Annotated in this window: 18 protein-coding genes; 7 read left to right on the plus strand and 11 right to left on the minus strand. The window is 63.7% G+C overall.

What is annotated here, in order from left to right; genetic code table 11:
• Positions 1-5: 5 nt before the first annotated feature.
• From FAZ95_RS28330 to argH, 8 genes are all read right to left on the minus strand, one after another.
• On the minus strand, positions 6-956 hold the full coding sequence (locus FAZ95_RS28330) for a Dyp-type peroxidase (RefSeq protein ID WP_137335779.1): 951 nt from the start codon (positions 954-956) through the stop codon (positions 6-8).
• Between the two features lie 152 nt (positions 957-1,108).
• Positions 1,109-2,503, minus strand: a complete 1,395-nt coding sequence (locus tag FAZ95_RS28335) for an MmgE/PrpD family protein (RefSeq protein ID WP_137335780.1) — start codon at positions 2,501-2,503, stop codon at positions 1,109-1,111.
• Positions 2,500-3,414, minus strand: a complete 915-nt coding sequence (locus FAZ95_RS28340; RefSeq protein WP_137335781.1) for a polysaccharide deacetylase family protein — start codon at positions 3,412-3,414, stop codon at positions 2,500-2,502. Before FAZ95_RS28340 ends, FAZ95_RS28335 begins: the two co-directional genes overlap by 4 nt.
• Positions 3,411-4,283 (minus strand): polysaccharide deacetylase family protein, encoded by an 873-nt coding sequence (locus tag FAZ95_RS28345; RefSeq protein WP_137335782.1) that lies wholly within the window; start codon positions 4,281-4,283, stop codon positions 3,411-3,413. The genes FAZ95_RS28340 and FAZ95_RS28345 overlap by 4 nt, the downstream gene beginning before the upstream one ends.
• A gap of 6 nt (positions 4,284-4,289) precedes the next feature.
• Entirely contained in the window at positions 4,290-5,123 is an 834-nt protein-coding gene (locus tag FAZ95_RS28350) for an ABC transporter substrate-binding protein (protein WP_137335783.1), read from the minus strand.
• A 91-nt stretch (positions 5,124-5,214) separates the two neighbouring features.
• Complete coding sequence (locus FAZ95_RS28355) at positions 5,215-5,979, minus strand: amino acid ABC transporter ATP-binding protein (RefSeq protein WP_137335784.1); 765 nt, start codon at positions 5,977-5,979, stop codon at positions 5,215-5,217.
• A 42-nt stretch (positions 5,980-6,021) separates the two neighbouring features.
• Positions 6,022-6,882, minus strand: a complete 861-nt coding sequence (locus tag FAZ95_RS28360) for an amino acid ABC transporter permease (RefSeq protein WP_254700320.1) — start codon at positions 6,880-6,882, stop codon at positions 6,022-6,024.
• A 47-nt stretch (positions 6,883-6,929) separates the two neighbouring features.
• Positions 6,930-8,363, minus strand: coding sequence for an argininosuccinate lyase (gene argH / locus FAZ95_RS28365; protein WP_217497479.1), 1,434 nt, complete (start codon positions 8,361-8,363; stop codon positions 6,930-6,932).
• 116 nt (positions 8,364-8,479) lie between these two features.
• On the opposite strand from argH, the gene FAZ95_RS28370 reads away from it, so the two are divergent.
• Positions 8,480-9,358 (plus strand): LysR substrate-binding domain-containing protein, encoded by an 879-nt coding sequence (locus FAZ95_RS28370; RefSeq protein WP_137335786.1) that lies wholly within the window; start codon positions 8,480-8,482, stop codon positions 9,356-9,358.
• Between the two features lie 80 nt (positions 9,359-9,438).
• On the opposite strand, the gene FAZ95_RS28375 is transcribed toward FAZ95_RS28370, so the two are convergent.
• From FAZ95_RS28375 to FAZ95_RS28385, 3 genes are all read right to left on the minus strand, one after another.
• Complete coding sequence (locus FAZ95_RS28375; RefSeq protein ID WP_137335787.1) at positions 9,439-10,035, minus strand: mobile mystery protein B; 597 nt, start codon at positions 10,033-10,035, stop codon at positions 9,439-9,441.
• The gene (locus FAZ95_RS28380; RefSeq protein WP_254700321.1) at positions 10,020-10,475 is read right to left on the minus strand and encodes a mobile mystery protein A; all 456 of its coding nucleotides are present in this window, start codon (positions 10,473-10,475) and stop codon (positions 10,020-10,022) included. Before FAZ95_RS28380 ends, FAZ95_RS28375 begins: the two co-directional genes overlap by 16 nt.
• 422 nt (positions 10,476-10,897) lie before the next feature.
• Complete coding sequence (locus FAZ95_RS28385) at positions 10,898-11,629, minus strand: GntR family transcriptional regulator (protein WP_137335789.1); 732 nt, start codon at positions 11,627-11,629, stop codon at positions 10,898-10,900.
• A 153-nt stretch (positions 11,630-11,782) separates the two neighbouring features.
• On the opposite strand from FAZ95_RS28385, the gene FAZ95_RS28390 reads away from it, so the two are divergent.
• The 6 genes from FAZ95_RS28390 (at position 11,783) to FAZ95_RS28415 (ending at position 19,987) form a co-directional block, all read left to right on the plus strand.
• Positions 11,783-13,165, plus strand: coding sequence for a class-II fumarase/aspartase family protein (locus tag FAZ95_RS28390; protein ID WP_137335790.1), 1,383 nt, complete (start codon positions 11,783-11,785; stop codon positions 13,163-13,165).
• Between the two features lie 21 nt (positions 13,166-13,186).
• Positions 13,187-14,599 carry a cation:dicarboxylate symporter family transporter gene (locus FAZ95_RS28395; protein ID WP_137335791.1) on the plus strand — a complete coding sequence of 471 codons (1,413 nt, stop codon included), beginning with the start codon at positions 13,187-13,189 and terminating at the stop codon, positions 14,597-14,599.
• 315 nt (positions 14,600-14,914) lie between these two features.
• Positions 14,915-16,426: a sugar ABC transporter ATP-binding protein gene (locus FAZ95_RS28400; protein ID WP_137335792.1), complete on the plus strand. Its 1,512-nt coding sequence runs from the start codon at positions 14,915-14,917 to the stop codon at positions 16,424-16,426.
• A gap of 19 nt (positions 16,427-16,445) precedes the next feature.
• The gene (locus FAZ95_RS28405; protein WP_137335793.1) at positions 16,446-17,471 is read left to right on the plus strand and encodes an ABC transporter permease; all 1,026 of its coding nucleotides are present in this window, start codon (positions 16,446-16,448) and stop codon (positions 17,469-17,471) included.
• 99 nt (positions 17,472-17,570) lie between these two features.
• Complete coding sequence (locus tag FAZ95_RS28410; RefSeq protein WP_137335794.1) at positions 17,571-18,512, plus strand: ABC transporter substrate-binding protein; 942 nt, start codon at positions 17,571-17,573, stop codon at positions 18,510-18,512.
• A gap of 176 nt (positions 18,513-18,688) precedes the next feature.
• The gene (locus tag FAZ95_RS28415; protein WP_137335795.1) at positions 18,689-19,987 is read left to right on the plus strand and encodes an L-fuconate dehydratase; all 1,299 of its coding nucleotides are present in this window, start codon (positions 18,689-18,691) and stop codon (positions 19,985-19,987) included.
• The last annotated feature ends 7 nt before the right edge of the window (positions 19,988-19,994 follow it).

Consider the following 19,994-nt stretch of genomic DNA (forward strand, 5'->3'; position numbering starts at 1 on the left):
AGCCGCTAGCGTTCCGCGAGCTGCTCCAGCAGGCTCGCCGACGGGACAAAGAACAAGCCGCCCGTGACCGCGCGGCTGTAATCGAGCAGCCGGTCGTAATTGCCCGGCGGCCGGCCGACGAACATGTTTTCCAGCATCTGCTCGATCGGCGCGGGCGAACGCGCGTACCCGATGAAGTAGGTGCCGAACTCGCCCATGCCGGGGCGGCCGAACGGCATGTTGTCGCGCAGGATTTTGATTTCGCGGCCGTTCTCTTCGAGCGTCGTCAACGCGCTGTGCGACGACGTCGGCTTGACCGCCTCGTCGAGCTCGATGTCCGACAGCTTCGTGCGGCCGATGATGCGTTCCTGCTCTTCGACCGAAAGCGCGTTCCAGCCGCTCATGTCGTGCAGGTACTTCTGCACGAGCACGTAGCTGCCGCCAACGAAGGCCGGGTCCTCGTCGCCGATCACGGTGAAATCGACGGCCTCGCGGCCGGTCGGGTTCTCGGTGCCGTCGACGAATCCCACCATGCTGCGCAAGTCGAAGTAGCGAAAGCCCTGCACTTCGTCGACCACGGTGACGGCGTCGCCGAGCCGGCCCACGAGTTGCGTGGCGAGTTCGAAGCAGAGGTCCATCTGATCCGCGCGGATGTGCAGCAGCAGATCGCCCGGCGTCGCGACGGCGCGGCGCTCGCCTTCGCCGAATTCGCGGAACGCGTGCAATTGCGCGGGGCGCGGCGCGCCGAACAGCGTGTCCCACGCGCTGGCGCTGAAGCCGCACACGCACGACAGGTTGCCCGAAGGCACGCGCTTGCCGACCGAGCGGACGAGGGCGGCGACGTCTTCGCACCACGCGCGCACTTTGGCCGCGTGCGCTTCGCCGGCCGCGAGGGTTGCGACGATGTAGATGACGCTGCGGGTGATGGGACTACAGATGGCTTGCGGTTCTGGAACGTCTTTCGTGTCTTGAGGCATCGGATCGCATCCTGTTGAAAACGTTACCGAGTCGAACACATACGACAAAAGCGCAGACAGAAAAGCAGAAGGTGCAGGCGTGAGAGTACGCCGATTGATGCGTTTGTGCTGTGCTAGAGCCTGCTACTAGCGTGAACAGGCCCTAAGCTCGATCAGTAAAGAAGCGCTCGTCCGTCGGCCTCTCCGCGCAGCAGGTCGTCGAAGCTCCGCGTGTCTGCGCATGCTTCGATGTCGAGAACCGCATCGGCGAGCGCGCCGACCGCCGGTTCGGTCAACGCCATCCCGGCGAGCGTGCGGAATTTCGTCAACAAGGCGTCGTCCGATACGGGGTTGGCGGGGCTGCCAAGCGGGACAACGACCCGGCGCGTCGCAGGCGGCGCGTCGCCTGCGGCGAGCGTCACTTCGGGCTCGTCGAGATCGGCCATCGCGGGATCGACCACCAGCGTGATGCGCGCGAGCATCGCGGCGATACGCGCGTCGGCGCGCCGCTCGGCGAGATAAGCGTCGATTCCTGTGTCGCCGAACACCAGCGCGGCGGCGAGCGCATAGGGCAGGCTCATTTGCGCGGCAGCGAGCGTGCCGAGGTCGCGTGCGCCGCACATGCGGTTCACGAATCCGCTCAGGCGCACGTGGACGGCGCGAACGTCCGCGGCATCGTAGGTTCGGCCTCCGGTCAGCATCAGCATCGAGTCGACCGCGGCATGGGCGCTGCGGCACGAGGCATGCGGCTTGATCGAGCAGCGCATGATCTTCCAGTTTTCACCCAAGCCGTCGAGCAGCAGTTCGGGCGCTTGGGCCTGCGGCGCGAACGTGTTGAAGAATCCACCCCACACGTCGGCAAAAACGTGCGCCGGTCCGCTGACGTTCTTTTGCGCGAAGCGCGCCGCGAGCAGGCCGCCTTCCGCCGCGCGTCCCGCATGCAGGCGCTTGGTTTGTGAGGCGTCGTGGATGAAGCCCCATAAGCCGCCGGCAAAGCTCGCCGCATGACCCAAGGCGTGGCGGGTCTGCGTGGCGTCGAGCCCGAGTACGCGCGCGCTGGCCGCCGCCGCGCCGAATACGCCGCAGGTCGGGGTCGAATGCCAGCCTGCGCCGTTGTGAGCGGAATAGCCGCCCGCCGCTTCGAGCACGCGGCGCCCGACGTCGTAGCCGAGCACGATCGCCATCAGCAGCTCTCGTCCCGATACCGGCCGCTCCATGCACGATAACGCCGCCAGCGCCGCCGGCAACACGACCGCGCCGGAATGGTCGCAGCCGCCGGCATCGTCGAGTTCCAGCGCGTGCGCGGCCACGCCGTTGACGAACGCGGCATCGCGGGCGGTCAGCGTGTGATGCGTTCCCCAGGCTGGCGAGGCTCCGCTGCCCGGGCCCGCGACGATGTCGAGTGCACAGCGCGTTTCGAGCGCGCGTGCTCCGGCGAGCGCTGCGCCGAACGTATCGAGCACGTGACGAATCGTCTTGTGCGCAACCTCGGCCGGCAACGCGCCGGCGGGTGTGTCCGCCACGAAGGCCGCGATCTGTCCCGCGAGCGACGGTGGATTGCGCGTCACGATGCGTGTTTCCTGTGATGAGCGTAGATCTCGACGGGATGGCGCGGCTCGTTGCCGGGCACGGTATCGCGCCACCAGTGCGCCACCTCGGCGCCGGTTGCGAACCAGACGTCGCCGTGCGAGCGCATGTGGGCGAGTAGGTCGCGCAAGAGGTCGATGCGACCCGCGGTGCCGATGATTTCCGGATGCAACCGCATCACGAAGCACAAGCCAAAGCGGCGGAACGCGTCGAAATCGTGTTTCCAATTGACCAGCACGTCGCGATACGAGGCGATTCTCGGTTGCCCGATAGGCACCGGCGGCGCGAGGTTGTAGACGAAGTACGGTTCGTCCTCGAGCTCGTAGTGCAGCGGCAGTTCGACGAGCTTCGCACTGCGCGGAGCGGGCTCCGTATCGATCACATCGTCGACGTGGTAGTAGGGGAGGTCGTCGCCACGCCAAGAGGACGACCATGCGATGCCCCGCTCGCGCAGGAAATCGGCGAAGCCGGGCGCCCAGTTGCCGCCTAGCGAACGGAAGCCCGCGGCTGCGCGCCCGAGCGTCTCGCGAAGCAGGGCCTGGCCTGCGTCGAAGGCGGCTTGTTGATCGGAGAGCGAGAGCGCGTCGAAGTCTTCGCAGCGCTCACCGCTGACCCCAATTTCGTGGTGCTTCGCCGCGATGCGGCGCACCGTTTCCGCGTGCGTCTTCGCGACCTGTCCCGGCACGAACCAGCTGGCTCGCACGTCGAATTCGTCGAGCGCGTCGAGCACTCGGTCGACGCCGCGCTTCGCGCCATAGCGCCAGACCGACAGCGATTTTTCGCGTCCCGCGATGCGCGGCTCCTGAGCCAGGATGTCGAGATCGTCGTTGAAGTCGACGGTGACGACGGCCGCGCAGCGCGCGCCGTGCGGCCAGCGTGGAAAGGGCGTCATGGGGTGTCCGGGTTGTCCTGCTGCTCGGAGGGTGCGTGTTGCGCGAGCCACCAATCCGCCACGTCGCGGCAGCGCGCGAACCATACGCCGCCCTGCGCCGCCATGTGATCGATGAGCCGCTCGATGATCCCGATGCGCCCAGGCTTGCCGCATACCTTCGGATGCCACAGCGTCGTCAGGCACAGCCCCTCGCGATGCGCGCCGTCGAACTCGCGCATCCAGTTGTCGAGCGTGGCTTCGTAGCTCGCGATGCGATCGAGGCCCGCAGGGAAATCGGGCTTGCGCTGATAGGCGAGCGACGCATAGTCGTCCATCTCCCAGCGGCCCGGAATCTCGACGAGTGGCGCGCTCCCCGGTTCGACCGGCAGCCAATACGGACGATCGTCGCCGCGCATCGAACTCGAATAGCGCACGCCGGCTTCCTGGAGAATGCGAATCGTGTCGAGCCCCCAGTCGCCCGACGGCGTGCGAAAGCCGACCGCGCGAATGCCGAGGTAGCGCGCGAACACGTCGGCCGAGCGCGCCATCACTTCGCGTTGCCGGTCGCCATCGAGGGTCCAGAAGGCTTCATGCTGGTAGCCGTGATAGCCGATTTCATGACCGCGCTCGACGATCGCGGCGCAGCGCTCGGGCCAGTTCTCCACCACCCAGGCGGGCACGAAGAAGGTGGCCGGCACCGCCCGCTCGTCGAGCACGTCGAGCAACCGGCCCAGCGCGCGCCACGGCCCGTAGCTGCCGAGCGTGAAGTACGACGGGTTGCGCCAGATCGAACCGTTCAACATCGCGTCGCCGGTTGGACCGTCGAGATCGAATGCGAGCGCGACGCACGAGCGGTTCGCGTCTGGCCAGCGCGGCATGGGCTCAGTCATGCCGTGTCAGACCGGCGCGTTGATCGCGGCTTTTTGCACGGCATGTTCTTGCAGACCCCACTTGGCGAGGATCTTCTGATACGTGCCGTCGGCGATGAGCTGGTTGAGCGCGGTCGCGATGGCGGAGGCGAGCGCGGAATTGTCCTTTGCGACCGCGATGCCCGTGTACTGCGCGAGGAACGGCTTGCCGATTGGCGCGTAGGCGTTCTGCTCGAGGCTGTTCTGGTAGGGCAGCGTTTCGCCGCCTTGCACGCCTGCGTCGATGCGCCCTTGGCGCAGCTGCAGCCGGGCATCCGCCGACCCGTCGGTGCCGACGACGTTGATCGCCGGCTTGCCGGCCTTCACGCAGTGCTCGGCGCTCCAGGTCGCGATGTCGTTCGGGAACGACGTGCGGCGGCTCGTACCGACGCGCTTGCCGCACAGCGATTCCATTTGCGGGAACGACGCGGCTTGGGCCTTGAGCGTATAGAACTGCGGGCCGGTGGTGATGTAATCGACGAAGGACACGCTATCGCGGCGCGACGGGATATCGGTCATGCCCGAGAGGATGATGTCGACGCGCTTGGTGGCGACGGCGCTCAGCATCTGATCGAAGCTCGTCTCCTCCCACTGGATCTTCACGCCCATCTTCGCTGCTATTGCTTCGCCGAGGTCCACGTCGAAGCCGGTGAGCTTGTCGGTGGCGGGGTCCTTGAATTCGAACGGCGGATAGTTCGGCACGATGGCCGCGACGAGCGGGTTCTTGGCCGCAGCCGACTGCGCGGCGGCCAGCGATCCATGAAACGCGACGGCGCAGAACGCCGCGGCAACGAAGGCACGGTGAAGGAATGACTGGGTCATGACAATACGCCTCGCTACGGGTAAGGACGTTGGAAAGAGTCGAGTGAAAAAAACGGGTGAAGCCCAGCGGCGCCGCCGGTTTAGGCGATGGTTAAGCAATGACGGCGGAAATGAAATCCTGAGTGCGTTTGTTCTGCGGCTGCGACAGCACCTGCTCGGGCGGACCGCTTTCGACGATCTGGCCGCCGTCCATGAACACGACGCGGTCGGCCACCTCGCGCGCAAAACCCAATTCGTGCGTCACGACGATCATCGTCATTCCGCTTTTGGCGAGGTCGCGCATGACGGCGAGCACTTCGCCGACGAGCTCCGGGTCGAGCGCCGAAGTCGGCTCGTCGAACAGGATCAGCTGCGGGTGCATCGCGAGCGCGCGAGCAATCGCGACGCGCTGCTGCTGCCCGCCGGAGAGCTCGATGGGAAACGCGTTGCACTTGTGTTCGAGGCCCACGCGTGCCAACAGCGTGCGCGCTTCCTGTTCAGCCTCGGCGCGCCGGCGCTTGAGCACTTGGACCGGTCCTTCTATGACGTTCTCGAGCGCGGTTTTGTGCGGAAAGAGGTTGAAGCGCTGGAACACCATGCTGGTTGCGAGCCGCTGGCGGGCGATTTGCCGCTCCGACAGTTCGTAGAGCTTATTGCCCGCCTGCCGGTATCCGGCCAGCTCGCCGTTGACCCACAGCGCGCCGTCGCTGATCGTTTCGAGCTGGTTGATGCAGCGCAGAAACGTGCTCTTGCCCGAGCCCGACGGGCCGATGATGCACAGCACTTCCCCTTGCGCGACGTCGAGCGTGATGCCCTTGAGCGCCTCGAAATCGCCAAACGATTTGCGTACGCCCGCGGCGCGAACAATCGAAGTCATGTCAGTTCCTCAAGCGGTGGAGCGATCGGTGGTTCGGGTGGTTCACTTGCGGGCGGCCGCACGGCCCGCGCCTCGCGCATACCGGCGCTCGACGCGCGACTGCAGGAGCGAGAGCACGGTCACGACGACGAGATACCAGATGCCCGCGACAATCAGCAGTTCGATCACGCGTGCGTTCGCGTAGTAGATGTTCTCCGCGTTGTGCAGCATTTCCGCGTACTGAATGACGCTCGCAAGCGAAGTCATCTTGACCATGGCAATCAGTTCGTTGCCGATCGGCGGGACGATGACGCGCATCGCTTGCGGCAGGATCACGCGGCGCAGCGCCTGCAAGCGATGCATGCCGATCGACTTCGCGGCTTCGTACTGGCCGGTGTCGACCGAGAGCAGCCCGGCGCGCACGACTTCCGAGGTGTACGCCCCTTGATTGATGCCGAGCCCGAGCAGTGCGGCGAGGAATGGCGTCATCAGGTCTACGGTGCGCCATTGGGCCAAGCCCGGAATGCCGATGGTCGGAAAGACGAGCGCAAGGTTGAACCACAAGAGCAGTTGCAGGATCACCGGCGTGCCGCGAAAGAGCCAGACGTACCCTTGCGCGACGAGGTTGAGCACCGGGTTCGTCGACAGCCGCATGACGGCCGTCACGACGCCGAGCGCGATGCCGAGGCTCATCGCGAGTATCGTCATGACGATCGTGTTGCCGAGCCCGGTCAGGATCGAGTGCGCGGTGAAAAAGCGCCCGACGTACGACCATTCGATCTGGCCGCGCGCGAACGCAAGGGCGATATAGCCGAGGCAGGCCACGATGACGGCGGACGCCGCATAGCGTCCCCAGTATCGACGGCGCACACGTTCGAGGCCGCCGACGTCCGTGATGTCCGCGCTGTTGTCCGAGCTCTTCATGGCATCCGCAGCAAGGTGCGCTGCGCCTTCGTGTCGTTCCGATGCGCTCAACATGCCGGCCCCCGGTAATCGGCCGCCCACGCGGCCTGCTTGTCGATCGCGCTCTGCAACCGTGCGATCTGCTCGGACACGCGCGCGGGCGCAGTGCCGCCAAAACCGCAGCGTGCCGTGACGGCTGCGTCGAGCGCGACGTGCGCAAGCACGTCCGGCGCGAGACGCGCATCCACGTCGGCCAGCATGCCGGCCGATACGTCGCCGAGTTCGATGCCCTTCGCTTCGCACGCGCGCACCAACTCGCCCGTGATCTCGTGCGCTTCGCTGAACGGTACGCCGGCCAGCGCGAGCCAGTCGGCGACTTCCGTGGCGAGCGTAAAGCCGAGCGGCGCCTGCCGGCGCATCTCGTCGGCGTTCGCGCGCATCGTGCGGATCATGCCGGCCATGGCGGGCAGGACGAGACGAAGGGTGTCGATACAGTCGAACGCCGCGATCTTGTCTTCGGCGAGATCGCGGTTGTACGCGAGCGGCAGCGACTTGAGCGTCGCCAACAGGCCGCTCAGGTTGCCGATCAGCCGCCCGGCCTTGCCGCGCGTCAATTCGGCGATATCGGGGTTCTTCTTCTGCGGCATGATCGAGCTGCCCGTCGCGTAGGCATCGTCGAGCTCGACCCAGCGAAACTGCCGCGACGTCCACAAGATCACTTCCTCGGATAAGCGCGACAGATTCACCGCGAGCATGCTCGCGATGAAGACGAATTCGGCGACGTGATCGCGTGAGGCGACGGCGTCGATGGAGTTTTCGCACGGGGCGTCGTAGCCGAGTTCCGTGGCCGAAAGCTCGGGCTGCATGCAGATTGCCGAGCCGGCCAGCGCCGCCGCGCCGAGCGGCGAGCGCGAAGTACGGCGGTCCCAGTCGATCAGGCGGTCCAAGTCGCGATAGATCGACTGCGCGTGCGCCAGCAACGGGTGTGCGAACACCACCGGCTGGGCCGGCTGCAAGTGAGTAAAGCCGACCGTGACGCTGTGGACGTGGGCCTGCGCCTGCTCGATCAGCGCACGCTGCAGATCGAGCACGGCCAGCGCGAGCTTGCGCGCCTCGGCGCGCAGATAGAGGCGCAGGTCGTTCGCAGCCTGATCGTTGCGCGAGCGGCCCGCTCGCAGTTTGCCGCCGAGTGCGGGCAGGCGTTGCGTGAGCACGCGCTCGAGGAACGTATGGACATCCTCGTCGGCTTGCGAAGGCTCGATGGCGCCGGCGCTGAAGTCTGCTTCGATTTGCGTCATCGCATCGAGCAACTGCTGCAGCTCGCCGCCGTTCAGGATGCCCGCGCGGTTCAACTCCCGGGCGTGCGCGCGGGAGCCCGCGAGGTCGTACGGCGCGAGGCGAAAGAAGCTCGGGTCCGAGCGGGACAGCGCTTGCAACGCTTCGGAAGGCTCCGCTTTGAAGCGGCCGCCCCACAGACGCTCGATCGGTTCAGAAATGTTCATTGCCGCAAACCTTGACGCAGTTGAGTTGCCCCCACTCTAGTCGTCCAGATTTTTTTCTTGTAGCGAGATTTTGACTCGGCTTAAATGAAATTTTTCTCAACACCTGCCGCCCGCTCATGCGCCAACGTCTGCCGCCGCTCAATCCGCTCCGTGCGTTCGAGGCCACCGCGCGGCGCGGCAGCGTGTCGAGCGCGGCCGAGGAGCTGCACGTCACGACGAGTGCCGTCAGCCACCAGATCCGCATTCTGGAAGGGACGCTTGGCGTGGCGCTGTTCGTCCGGTCCAAGGCACGTGTCAAGCTGACCCCGGAAGGCGAGGCGCTCCTGGAACCCGTCAAGGGTGCGTTCGACATGATTGCGAACGCCGTCGTCAAGCTCGCTTCGCACGAGATGGTCGGCAACCTGGTTGTGTCGGCGCCGCTGTCTTTTACCTCGCGATGGCTCGCGCGCCACATCGGCGAGTTCCTCGACGCGTACCCGGCGATCAACCTCAAGATCATTCCGTCTAACGATGATCGCGAAGTCTATTCGGACGATGTCGACGTCTGCGTGCGCTATGGCGAGGGCCGCTGGCGGGACCGCAAGGTTCAGCTGATCACGCATCCGGCGTTGTTCCCCGTCGTCAGCCCCGCGCTGATGAATAGCGACGGGGCGATCCGCAAGGTTCAGGATCTCGCCGGCAAGACGCTGTTCTGCGAGCACTCAGGATCGTGGATGCGCTGGCTCGCCGCGGCATCCGCGGACAAGCTGGAGGGCATGCGGATTCTCGAAATCGGCAATGCGCACATCGGAATCGAGGCCGCCGTGCGCGGGCAGGGCGTCGCTCTCGGCGACAGCTTCTCGGTGCGCGACGATCTCGCCGACGGGACCCTGATCCGTCCGTTTAGCGTCACCGTGCCGTCGCGGCACGCGTATTACCTCGTCTCGCGCCACGAGCTATCGGACATGCCGCTCGCGTCGACGTTTGCGGGTTGGCTGGTGGCGACGCTCGGGTAGGAAAAAGTAAAAAAGCACACAAATGGCTTGAAGTAAAAAAGCACACAAATGGCTTGACGTCCTTCTTGCCCGTGCGACGGCTAAGCAGTACTTCGCACGAAGACCAAGAGCAAACTGTAGTCACCTTTATCTGCCGCACGCAAGGCGGTTAAGTAATCCGACCGGGCGTTATCCGCTTTAACCAATGTCCCGCCGCCGCCCCACGAAAACGGCTCCTGTTTCATGCTGCGCAAGAGCGCATCCGCCATCATTCGCGAGTGTCGACCATTGCCGTTTGGAAAAGGATGAATCCACACCAGCTCGCGGTGAAATCGTGCGGCAATCTCATCGGGCGGGAATGTGCCGTTGTCGACCCACCACCGCGTGTTATCGAAAAGGTTTTTCAGCTTGACGCTGACCTGCGTCCACTCACATCCGAGGTTCTTGTCGGACTTGCGGAACGTGCCTGCCCACGACCAGGTTTGGTCGAACATTTTCTTGTGAATGTTGCGACAGAACGCTTCACTGAGGACATCGACGTTGCGTTGACGGCGAGCCCATTGCACGGCTTGCAGGATGTTCTCCTGCTCCCAGTCATTCAGGTCGCCCTTGGTGGCCAGGTGCGTCGGTATCAACCCTGCAAGCTCGTCAGGGTCGAGCGGTGTCTGGCCGTCCTGTTCGTCTAAATCGATCGCCATAGGTCGGACCAGCGGCCCCGGAGTAGTTCTGCCGTTCTCTGCTCAACCTGTTTGCGAAGTCGGTCGGTTGCCGGGCGTTGGTCTTCCAGACTCATGGTGTGCGCAACGCCACTCACTTCCTGCAGGGCGATTGAGCGCGCCCGGTCTTCGACCACTTGAGTCAGCGGCTTTCTGGGCACCAGAGCATAGACCAGCTCGCAGTCCAGCCCGTCAGCCAACTTGCGCAGCTGTCCGAGCGTGATTCGATCCTCAGCTTCCGCCGACTCCGACTTGTGCAGGGTCGAACCGGTAATGCCTAACCTCTCGGCTTGCTGTCGCTCGGTGAGCCCTAACGACTCTCGGATGGCCTTCAGCCATCCACGCGGCGGGGGCCGACGGTTGGTCAAATCCGAGTACGCTGCGACCGACGCCTGGACCTGCTCAAGCCGGAGCTGTCTCATTCTGGAATCCATATTGCTGGCCTATAGGCTATCGAAAACGCAAAAAATGATAGCCTATAGTGAAGTAATTATCAAGATTGTGCTTCACTGAAATGAAGCTGGTAACTGTATTTTGCGTCGCCATAGTGACGCGAGGTCGAGTCACTTGCTTCGTTTTATGGAGGCGAAAGATACCGGTTTGCTTCACTATGAGTCATCAAATTTCACGCAATTGCTTCAATTTATGGAAGCGAGTCTCTAAGCTGGTCTCGAAGCTCTTTTTTCGGGCGTCTACCCGCCATGCTCGGACTCAACGTCGAGAAATCTTGCGCCCGCCACCTCCCGGAAATATCTCCGGCAAGAAAAAGACCCGCAATCCCCTTTGGGACGCGGGTCTCAGCGTTAATTAACTCAAAAACCAACACCTTTGTGGTACGGGTAATTCAGACGTCCGAGCGCTTCAATCTCATCGACACCGAAAACCGTTCGGCGGGGTGCACGCTGATCGATACCTCGAATGCGGCGCCGGTGGAATCGATGTAGCGTCGCACGATTTCCAGTGCGGCCGTGCCCGCGGCCACCTGAAGCCGCGCGGCCATTTCCGGTGAGACGTTCACCGCCTGAATGTTCTGCTGGATTTCCGCGACGCACCGGCCGTAGCGCGCTTCGATCAGTGAGCTGATCAAGGTGTCCGGCTCGTCACGGACCGTTTCGGCGATGTCGGCGTAGGCCGGATCGAGATAGACGTCGGTCCATCCGACGGGCGGGCGAGTCCGGTCGCGCGCGACGCGCAAGCTCGAAATGCGCAGCCACGGCGTGCCCTCGTCGCACTGCAGGACCTTGGCCAGCTTTCCGGTCGCGGCCATCTCCTCGGTCGATTGCACCACGCGCAGGTGCTCCGAGCCGAACTGAACGAGATCATCCACCGACGCGAGAGAAGGCCGGAAATCGTTTTTCGGCTGCGCCGATTCGACCCGCGTGCCCGCGTTCTTGCGCCGCGACACGAAGCCGAGTTGCTGAAGTTCATGCAAGGCCGCGCGAATCGTGTGCCGGCTGGTGTTGTAGCGATCGCGCAGTTCGAGTTCGGTCGGCAGATACGAACCGACGGGGAAGCGGCCCGAGGCGATGCCTTCCGTGAGGTCCCGCGCGATGTCGGCGAAGTGGGGTCTGTTCATGGGTTCCGCAAAACAGTCATGGCTGGCAGTTCAGGGTAAATCATAGCTTGAACAATATGTCCGGACATAATAGATTAAATATGTCCGGACATATGGTTCGGCTCCGAGCCTGCCGTAGTCCTTCATCCCGTTCTGTTTTCGCTCAAGACCGCCATGACTAGCCGCAACCTCTCCGCTTCCAGCACCGTTGTCGATTCGATCCTGTTTCGCGATGCCTTCGGCACCGCAAAAATGCGTGCCCTGTTCTCCGATCACGCGCTCGTGCAGCGCTACATCGACGTCGAAGTCGCCTTGGCGAAGGCCGAGGCGCGCACCGGCGTGATCCCGGCCGAGGCGGCCGAAGCGATCGCGCGCGAATCGCAAATCGAGCGTATCGATTTCGACCACATGCGCGAGGAGACCGACATCGTCGGCTACCCGATCCTGCCGCTCGTGCACCAGCTCGTCGGCATGTGCGGGGAGGCGGGCCGCTACGTTCATTGGGGCGCCACGACGCAGGACATCATGGATACCGCTGTGGCGCTGCAGGTGCGCGACGCGCTCGATTCGATCGACGGCGACATTCGCGAACTGCGCGGCATCCTTGCGGACCTCGCGAAGAAGCATCGCGATACGCCCATGGCAGGGCGCACGCATCTGCAGCAGGCGCTGCCCATCACGTTCGGATACAAGGCCGCGATCTGGCTCGCGATGTTCGACCGCCATCAGCAACGGCTCGCGCAACTGCGTTCGCGCGTGGCTGTCGTGGAATTCGCCGGCGCGGCGGGCACGCTCGCTTCGCTTGGACATGCGCTGGGCAACAAGGGCTTCGAGGTGCAGCAGGCGCTGGCCGAAGAGCTGAACCTGGGGGTGCCGGCCACGACCTGGCACGTGGCGCGCGACGGCTTTGCCGAAGCGATCAACTGGCTTGCGCTCGTCACGGGCTCGCTCGGCAAGATCGCGATCGACATCATGATCATGGCGTCGAACGAGTTCGCCGAAGTGTACGAACCGTTCGTGAAAGGGCGCGGCGCGAGCAGCACGATGCCGCAAAAGCGCAATCCGATTTCGAGCGAGTTGATGCTGGCCGCCGCCAAAGCGGTACGGCAGCACGCGGGGCTGATGGTCGACGCGATGATCCAGGACTTCGAACGCGCAACGGGCCCGTGGCACGCCGAGTGGATCGCCATCCCGGAGAGTTTCATTCTGACCGCCGGCGCGCTGCATCAAGCGAAGTTCGCGCTGGGAGGACTGATCGTCGATACCGAGCGCATGAAGCACAACCTGGGGATCAGCAAAGGTCTCATCGTCGCCGAGGCCGCCATGATGCAGATGGCGCCGTTCACGGGGCGCCAGCAGGCGCACGACATCGTGTACGACGCGTGCCGCACCGTGAACGAACAAGGCGGCACGCTCGCCAAGGCGTTGGCGGCGCTGCCCGAAGTGACGCGGCATTTCGATCGCGACGCGATCGAACGGATGACCGATCCGGCCAACTATCTGGGCCTCGCGCCTCGGATGGTGGATCGGGCGATCGAATTGTCGAGCGCGATCTGAGCGGACGCAGGAGGAGACGACATGAACCACCCCAACGCGTTATCCGAAGATTCGGTCGCTCCGGCGACTAAGCGGCCGTGGTACCGGAAGCTGGGCATGCAGGTTCTGGCGGCGCTCGTGCTCGGCATTGCCGCCGGCCTGGTGTTTCCGAAATTCGGCACGCAGCTCAAGATCCTCGGCGATATCTTTCTCGCGCTGATCAAGGCCGGTGTCGCGCCGCTCGTGTTTCTCACCATCGTGCACGGCATCGCTTCGGCGGGCGATGTCAGGAGCGCGGGGCGCGTCGGCTGGCGCTCGATCGTCTACTTCGAAGTGGTTTCGACGATCGCGCTCGCAGTCGGTCTCTTGGCCGGCAACCTCTTGCGACCCGGAGCGGGGATGACGGCGGTGAGCGTCGGCGCGGTGCCGGTGACGGCGACCAAGGCGGCGCCTCAAGGCTTCCAAGAGTTCGTCATGCACCTCGTGCCGGACAACTTCATCGGCGCCTTCGCCAAAGGCGAGCTGCTGCAGGTCGTGGTGCTGGCCGTGATGGTCGGCATCGGCATTCTCGCGATTCCGGAAAGCCGGCGCGTGCGCATCAACGAAGGGCTCGACCAGATTTCCGAAGTGTTGTTCTCCTTCATCAATCTGGTGATGAAGCTCGCGCCGCTCGGCACCTTCGGCGCCGTCGCGTTCGCGGTGGGCAGTAACGGAACCGCGGTGCTGATCGCGCTCGCGCAGCTCGTGCTGAGCTTCTACGCGGTCATCGTGCTGTTCATCGTCGTCGTGATGGGGGTCGTCGCGAAGCTCGCGGGTTTCAGCATGTGGCGATTCATGCGCTACATCAAGGACGAAATCCTGATCGTGCTCGGCACGGCCTCTTCGGAAAGCGCGTTGCCGCGCCTCTTGATCAAGCTCGAACGGCTCGGCTGCGCGAAGCAGACCGTGGGGCTCGTGTTGCCGACCGGGTACGCATTCAATCTCGATGGCACGTCGATCTTCATGTCGATGGGCGTCATGTTCATCGCTCACGCCTACAACGTGCCCATCACGCTCGAACATCAGATCGGCATCCTGCTGCTGATGCTGCTCACGTCCAAGGGGGCCGCGACGGTGTCGGGCGGATCGTTCGTCGTGTTCGCGGCCACGGTGACGTCGACCGGCATGCTCCCGGTGGAAGGGCTCGCGCTGATCTTCGGCGTCTACCGTTTCATGTCGATGGCGATCGCGACGTGCAACACGATCGGCAACAGCCTCGCGACGGTCGTGGTCGCCAGATGGTCCGGAACGTTCGACACCGAGGCGGCGCGGCGCCATCTTTACCCCGAGCGCTATCCGGAAACGGCGCGCGCCGATGCGAGTCTCGATGACGGAAACCTGCTTCTCGAAGATGCGAATGTTGCCCATCCTCATCCTTCGGGCGTTCCGTTGAAGAACGCGAGGGGCTCGCGTTAGACACGGTGGCGTTCCGCTGGTGGAGCAAGCGTACGCCGGTTTGCTGCGTCGCAAGATAGGCAGAACCGGTGCGGGGTCCCAATTAACGGGAACCGGCGCGAGTTGCGGCGCGACAGGGCATAGAGGAATGCCAGAGCTTGAGCCCGCGCTTTCCAGCGACGTAAAATAGTTTCACATCGATTTGCGGGGCCCAGACATGAATCTGGCTTCTCCTTGCAATTTCAGGCTGGAAAGCCGGCAGCGCCCGGCATGCTTTGGCAACGCCCTTCCCGGCGAGGCCAGACGTCGTCATGCCATGGCCGCCAAACCCGCGCCATGACCCCGCTCATTTCCGTCAAACGGCTCAGCAAGAGCTTTCCCGGCGTGAGGGCGCTTCACGAAGTTCAATTCGAACTGATGGCCGGGGAAGTTCACGCGCTGATGGGCGAGAACGGCGCCGGCAAATCGACGCTGATGAAGATTCTCGCCGGCGTCTATACGCGCGATTCGGGCGAGATCCTCTACGACGGTCAGCCGGTGGATTTCCATAGCCCGCGCGAGGCGCAGGCCGTGGGCATCGGCATCATTCATCAGGAACTGCAGCTGATGAATCATCTGACCGTCGCGCAGAACATGTTCATCGGCCGCGAGCCGCGCTCGCGCTTCGGCCTCTTTCTCGACGAAGACAAGCTCAATGAGCAAGCGCGCGAGATTCTCGCGCGCATGCACGTGAAGCTCGATCCGCGCGCCATCGTCGGCTCCGTCACCGTCGCCAAGCAGCAGATGGTCGAGATCGCCAAGGCGTTGTCGTTCGATTCCCGCGTCCTGATCATGGACGAACCGACCTCGGCGCTCAACGACGCCGAAATCGCCGAGCTCTTCCGCATCATCCGTCAGCTCAGGGACCGGGGCGTGGGCATCATCTACATCTCGCACAAGATGGATGAGCTCAAGCAGATTTCCGAGCGCGTCACCGTGCTGCGCGACGGCGAATACGTGGCCACGGTCGCCACGAAAGACACGAGCGTCGAAGCGATCATCGGCATGATGGTCGGGCGAACCTTGAGTGACTTCACGCCTTCTCACGGCACGGCGGACCAAGGCGAGGTCGCGCTCGAAGTGAAGAACCTCAACGCCGGGCCGCTCGTCAGGGACGTGAGCTTTGCGTTGCGCAAAGGCGAGATATTGGGCTTTGCCGGGCTGATGGGCGCGGGGCGCACCGAGGTGGCGCGCGCGGTGTTCGGCGCCGATCCGGTCGAGTCGGGCGAAACGATCGTGAAAGGCGAGAAGGTGACGATCAAAAAGCCGAGCGACGCGGTGGCGCACGGCATCGGCTATCTCTCGGAGGACCGCAAGCGCTACGGTCTCGCGACCGGCATGGACGTCGAATCGAACATCGTGATGTCCAACTTGCGCAAGTTCCTCGCGCTCAATTTCGTCTTGCGCCGCAATCAGATGCGCCGCACCGCGTCGCACTTCATCAAGCTGCTCGCCATTCGCACGCCGTCCGCGGCGCAGCAGGTGCGGCTTCTGTCGGGCGGCAATCAGCAGAAAGTCGTCATTGCGAAGTGGCTCGAGCGCGACTGCGACGTGCTTTTCTTCGACGAGCCGACACGCGGCATCGACGTCGGCGCCAAGAGCGAGATCTACAAGCTCTTGCGCGCGCTGGCCGACCAAGGCAAGGCGATCGTGATGATCTCGTCGGAGCTGCCGGAAATCCTGCGGATGAGCGATCGGATCGTCGTGATGTGCGAGGGGCGCATCACGGGCGAACTCTCGGCGGCTCTAGCGACGCAAGAACGCATCATGCAATTGGCCACGCAGCGCGAAACCTTGAAAGCGGCGTGAGCCGCGAGAGATTCATTACATGACACAACCATCGGATACGTCGGCGCTGGGCAACAAGGAAAGGCCGCCGAGCCTGAAAGCGCGCGTCTTCGCGCCGAGCACGCTGCAACGCGTGCTCGCCTTCGCGAGCTTGATCTTGCTGCTGGTGTTTTTCAGCTTCGCCTCGCCGGCGTTCATGCAGATCGACAATATTCTCGGCATTCTGCAAGCGACGGCGGTCAACGGCGTGCTCGCGATCGCGAGCACGTTCGTGATCATCACGGGCGGTATCGACTTGTCCGTCGGCACGCTGATGACGTTCACCGCCGTGATTTGCGGCGTGTTTCTCACCTACTGGCATTTGCCGATGTGGACCGGCGTCGTCGCGGCGATCGGGACGGGTGCGTTCTGCGGAACCGTATCGGGCACGCTGGTGGCGAAAATGAAAATACCGCCCTTCATCGCCACCTTGGGGATGATGCTGCTGATGAAGGGGCTTTCGCTCGTCGTCTCGTCCGACGAGCCGATCTATTTCACCGACACCGAAAACTTCTACCGGATCTCGCAGGATTCGCTGATCGGCTATTTTCTGCCGAGCGTGCCCGTTCCGAACGCGGTGCTGATTCTGTTCTTCCTGGCGATCGTGAGTTCGATCGCGCTCAATCGCACCGCACTCGGCCGCTACACGTTCGCGCTCGGCAGCAACGAAGAAGCCGTGCGTCTTTCCGGCGTGAATGTCGCTCGCTGGAAGATTGCCGTGTACGGCATGGGCGGCGCGATTTGCGGCATCGCGGGGCTGCTCATCGCGTCGCGCCTGAATTCGGCGCAGCCGGCGCTCGGCCAAGGCTATGAGCTCGAGGCGATCGCGGCCGTGGTGATCGGCGGCACCTCGCTTTCAGGCGGCTCGGGCACGATTCTGGGGACGATCATCGGCGCGTTCATCATCAGCGTGCTGACCAACGGACTGCGCATCATGTCGGTGGCGCAGGAGTGGCAGATCGTGGTGACGGGTCTCATCATCATTCTCGCGGTCTACGCCGATATCTTGCGGCGCAAGAAGGGCTGACGTGGCGCGGTACGAGTTCGAGAAGGGGAAGTGCGAAAGGAGAAAGGCCAGGTTCCAAACCACTGGAGGTTGATGGTCCACCTTAGGAGGAGAGACATCATGTTGAATAAAAGAATAGTCGCTGCGGTGTTCGGCGTTGGCGCTCTGATCGGCGCGACGAGTGTCGCCGTTGCGGAAGAACCGTATATCCCGCTTATTTCGAAAGGTTTTCAACATCAGTTCTGGCAGGCCGTCAAAGCCGGCGCGGAACAGTCAGCCAAGGAGCACAACGTCAGGATCACGTTCGAGGGTCCCGAAACCGAGGCAATGGTCGATAAGCAGATCGACATGCTGTCGGCCGCGCTCGCCAAGAAGCCGCAGGCGCTCGGCATCGCCGCGCTCGACAGCAAAGCGGCCATTCCGCTCTTGAAGCGCGCGCAGTCCGAAAAGATCCCGGTGATCGCGTTCGACTCCGGCGTCGACAGCAACATTCCGCTCACCACGTGCGCGACCGACAACCTTGCCGCCGCCGCGCTCGCCGCCGACAAGCTGGCCGAGGCGATCGGAGACTCCGGCGAAGTCGGCGTGATCGTGCATGACCAGACGAGCCGCACCGGCATCGACCGCCGCGACGGCTTCCTGAACGAGATGAAGGCCAAGCATCCGAACATCAAGATCGTCTCCGTGCAATACGGCGGCGGCGACCACTTGAAGTCGGCGGAGATCGCCAAGGCGATGATCGCGGCCAATCCCAACATCAAGGGCATCTTTGGCGCGAATGAAGGCTCGGCGGAAGGCGCGGCGATCGGCGTCAAGGAATCGGGCAAGAAGCTCGTGCTGATCGGCTACGATTCCGGCAAGGAGCAGAAAGAGGACATCAACTCCGGCCTGATGCTCGGCGCCATCACACAGAATCCGGTCGGCATCGGCAAATGCGTGGTCGACTCCGCCGTGAAGGCGCTCCATGGCGAGACGCTGCCGAAGAAAGTCGACACGGGCTTCTACTGGTACGACAAGACCAACATGAGCGATCCGAAGATCGCTGCGGTGCTCTACGACTGAACGTCGTCGCCAAAGCGCGGTTGCGCTGCGACTCGACGGGAGAGGAGGGGCCGCGGCCCTTCCTCTTCTTTTTTGTCGACCCGAGTTAGCGCTTTAGCGCTTACTCGGGTCCCATGCTGTGGTTGCTGGAGTTAGTGCTTTAGCACTTACTCCAAGCCCACAGCGAGGGGCCACAGATGACTACGATCACAAGACTGTCGGTTCGGGATATACGGTTTCCCACTTCGCGTTCGCTCGACGGCTCCGATGCGATGAACGCCGCGCCCGATTACTCGGCCGCCTACGTCACGCTCGAAACCGATTCGCCGAAGGGGCTCGCAGGCCATGGCCTCACGTTTACGATCGGGCGCGGCAACGAGATTTGCGTGACGGCCGTGCAAGCGCTCGCGCCGCTCGTCGTCGGCAAGACGCTCGAGGATATCGCCGCGAACATGGGGGCTTTCTGGCGCGCGTTGACGTCGGACAGCCAGTTGCGCTGGATCGGCCCGGACAAGGGCGCCATTCATCTCGCGACGGCGGCTGTCGTGAACGCCGTCTGGGACCTGTGGGCCAAAGCGCAAGGCAAGCCGGTGTGGAAGCTGCTCGTCGATATGAGCCCGGAAGCGCTCGTGCGCTGTCTCGACTTCCGCTACGTGACCGACGCGATCACGCCGCATGAAGCGATCGCGATGCTGCACCGGCATGCGAACACCAAGGCCGCGCGCGAACAGGAGATGCTCGCGCACGGCTATCCGGCCTACACGACGTCGGCCGGCTGGCTCGGCTACGACGACGACAAGATCCGCCGGCTCGCACGCGAAGGCGTGGCGCAAGGCTGGACGCACTTCAAGCAGAAGGTGGGCGGCGATCTCGAAGAAGATGTGCGGCGAGCACGCATTCTGCGCGAGGAAATCGGCGCGGACCGCAAGCTGATGATGGACGCGAATCAGGTGTGGGACGTCGACGAAGCGGTGGCGAACATGCGGCGCCTCGCGGAATTCGATCCATGGTGGATCGAGGAGCCCACGAGCCCCGATGACATTCTCGGTCACGCGACGATCCGGCAGCGGCTTCATCCCATCGGCGTCGCGACCGGCGAGCATTGCCAGAATCGCGTGATGTTCAAGCAGCTCTTGCAGGCGCATGCGATCGACTTCTGCCAGGTGGACAGCTGCCGCTTGGGCGGTCTGAACGAGGTGATTGTCGTGCTCTTGATGGCCGCGAAATACGGCGTTCCCGTGTGTCCGCATGCGGGCGGCGTCGGCTTGTGCGAGTACGTCCAGCACATCTCGCTCTTCGACTATATCTGCGTGTCGGCGTCGCTCGAGAACCGGGTGCTCGAATACGTCGATCATCTGCATGAGCATTTCGTCGATCCGGTCGTGATCCGCAGCGGACGTTACATGCCGCCGCAACGTCCAGGCTATAGCGGCGAAATGCACGCGGCGTCGCTGGATCAGTATCGCTTTCCGGATGGGCCGGTGTGGCGGCCGTGAATCTGCT

Source organism: Trinickia violacea, from assembly GCF_005280735.1.
Taxonomy (GTDB): domain Bacteria; phylum Pseudomonadota; class Gammaproteobacteria; order Burkholderiales; family Burkholderiaceae; genus Trinickia_A; species Trinickia_A violacea.

Coding starts and splice junctions, on each gene's coding strand:
- FAZ95_RS28400 (WP_137335792.1), top strand. CDS start 14,915: ATGACCCCGCTCATTTCCGTCAAACGGCTCAGCAAGAGCTTTCCCGGC.
- FAZ95_RS28380 (WP_254700321.1), bottom strand. CDS start 10,475: ATGAGACAGCTCCGGCTTGAGCAGGTCCAGGCGTCGGTCGCAGCGTAC.
- FAZ95_RS28395 (WP_137335791.1), top strand. CDS start 13,187: ATGAACCACCCCAACGCGTTATCCGAAGATTCGGTCGCTCCGGCGACT.
- FAZ95_RS28340 (WP_137335781.1), bottom strand. CDS start 3,414: ATGACGCCCTTTCCACGCTGGCCGCACGGCGCGCGCTGCGCGGCCGTC.
- FAZ95_RS28360 (WP_254700320.1), bottom strand. CDS start 6,882: ATGAAGAGCTCGGACAACAGCGCGGACATCACGGACGTCGGCGGCCTC.
- FAZ95_RS28390 (WP_137335790.1), top strand. CDS start 11,783: ATGACTAGCCGCAACCTCTCCGCTTCCAGCACCGTTGTCGATTCGATC.
- FAZ95_RS28375 (WP_137335787.1), bottom strand. CDS start 10,035: ATGGCGATCGATTTAGACGAACAGGACGGCCAGACACCGCTCGACCCT.
- FAZ95_RS28410 (WP_137335794.1), top strand. CDS start 17,571: ATGTTGAATAAAAGAATAGTCGCTGCGGTGTTCGGCGTTGGCGCTCTG.
- FAZ95_RS28385 (WP_137335789.1), bottom strand. CDS start 11,629: ATGAACAGACCCCACTTCGCCGACATCGCGCGGGACCTCACGGAAGGC.
- FAZ95_RS28330 (WP_137335779.1), bottom strand. CDS start 956: ATGCCTCAAGACACGAAAGACGTTCCAGAACCGCAAGCCATCTGTAGT.
- FAZ95_RS28415 (WP_137335795.1), top strand. CDS start 18,689: ATGACTACGATCACAAGACTGTCGGTTCGGGATATACGGTTTCCCACT.
- FAZ95_RS28350 (WP_137335783.1), bottom strand. CDS start 5,123: ATGACCCAGTCATTCCTTCACCGTGCCTTCGTTGCCGCGGCGTTCTGC.
- FAZ95_RS28345 (WP_137335782.1), bottom strand. CDS start 4,283: ATGACTGAGCCCATGCCGCGCTGGCCAGACGCGAACCGCTCGTGCGTC.
- FAZ95_RS28355 (WP_137335784.1), bottom strand. CDS start 5,979: ATGACTTCGATTGTTCGCGCCGCGGGCGTACGCAAATCGTTTGGCGAT.
- FAZ95_RS28405 (WP_137335793.1), top strand. CDS start 16,446: ATGACACAACCATCGGATACGTCGGCGCTGGGCAACAAGGAAAGGCCG.
- argH (WP_217497479.1), bottom strand. CDS start 8,363: ATGAACATTTCTGAACCGATCGAGCGTCTGTGGGGCGGCCGCTTCAAA.
- FAZ95_RS28370 (WP_137335786.1), top strand. CDS start 8,480: ATGCGCCAACGTCTGCCGCCGCTCAATCCGCTCCGTGCGTTCGAGGCC.